We start from the raw sequence: 1,423 nt of genomic DNA, 5'->3' as shown, positions 1-1,423 counted from the left end.
CTTCCAAGCTCGATCCGTACAAGCCCAAAATAGATGAATGGCTGGAAGAAGATAAAAAGGTAAAGGCAAAACAACGTCATAACTGCTAGAAGGATTTACAAGAGACTATGTGAGGAATATCCGAATTTTCCGCTCAGCGAACGTACGGTAAGAGCATATGTGAGAAAGAAAAAGAAGGAATTGTATTCCAACGAAGGTTATTTACCTCTTGACCATCCTGGTGGTGAAGCTCAAGCAGATTTTGGACAGGCTGAGTTCATTGAAAAGGGTAAGGGAACGACGCTGCATTATCTGAATCTTTCTTTTCCATACAGCAACGGGGGATACTTTCAACTGTTTAGAGGGGAAAACCTTGAATGTTTGCTCGAGGGGCTGAAGAACATATTCGAACATATTGGAAAGGTTCCTCGGCGTATATGGTTCGACAACCTATCTCCCGTGGTGAAAAAAATTCTGGATGGAGGGGAAAGGGAGGTAACGGAGAAGTTTTACAGATTCTGTCAACATTATGGTTTTGAACCTGTGTTTTGTAATCCTGGTTGTGGCAATGAAAAAGGCAATGTGGAAAACAAGGTTGGATATAACAGGCGGAACTTCTTTGTTCCCATACCCAGGATAGAGAATCTTGAAGATTACAACAAAGAGCTCTTAATCCTCTCGGAGAAAGATATGGAAAGACCCCATTACCGAAAGGAAAAGAGCATTAAAGAACTGTTTTTAGAAGAAAAGAAAAAGATGCTCCTACTCAACGAAAAACCTCTGGATATTTCCAGGGTACAGAAAGCAAAGACAGACAAGTATGGGATGCTTCGTTTTGAAAACAACAGATACTCCGTGTCACCAAAACATACTGAAACAGAAGTGTGGTTGAAGATAGGGGCATCGGAAATAGAGATACTGGATGAAGACTACAAAGTGCTCGTAAAACATCCCAGGTTATACGGACACAACCTCCAATCTCTGAATTGGTATCCATACCTTGAGACCTTGAGCAGGAGGCCACGTGCATTGAAATATACAGGATTTTACAGGGAATTATCTCCTATTTGGCAAGAATACTTTGAATCCTGTGATTACCAGGAAAAGAAAAACAGCCTGAAATTGCTGGTCAAAATGCTACGTGAAACAGATATGGAAACCGCAAGTCGTGCACTGGAGATAAGCCTGAAGAGCGAACGTTGCACTGCTGAAACAATATTCCTCTCATACCGACGGTTGATCCAGGAAGAACCATCACCCTTTGAAACAGGGAACGAAGTACCGAGATTACGAGCGTACGCAACCGATTTTAAGGAATACGATGCCCTGGTGGGTGAAAGGAAATGAAAGAACTCATCGCTCAATACTGCAAAGAACTGAGATTGGGAAAAAGTATAGTGGAAAACTACCAAAAGATACAGGCAGAAACCAACGAGGAATTCCT

The 1,423-nt window shown here is 42.0% G+C and carries 2 pseudogenes; both read left to right on the top strand.

What is annotated here, in order from left to right:
* Positions 1 to 1,326 (top strand): annotated as a pseudogene (gene istA, locus DU53_RS11625) (IS21-like element ISKol3 family transposase); the annotation flags it as partial.
* A pseudogene (locus DU53_RS12225) lies at positions 1,323 to 1,423 on the top strand (ATP-binding protein); the annotation flags it as partial. The pseudogenes istA and DU53_RS12225, both read left to right, overlap by 4 nt.

Origin of the sequence: Kosmotoga sp. DU53 (genome assembly GCF_001639905.1) — a bacterium.
Lineage (GTDB): Bacteria > Thermotogota > Thermotogae > Petrotogales > Kosmotogaceae > Kosmotoga > Kosmotoga olearia.
Note: the sequence above shows the minus strand (reverse complement) of the source record. Positions and strands in the feature narration are given on the sequence as shown.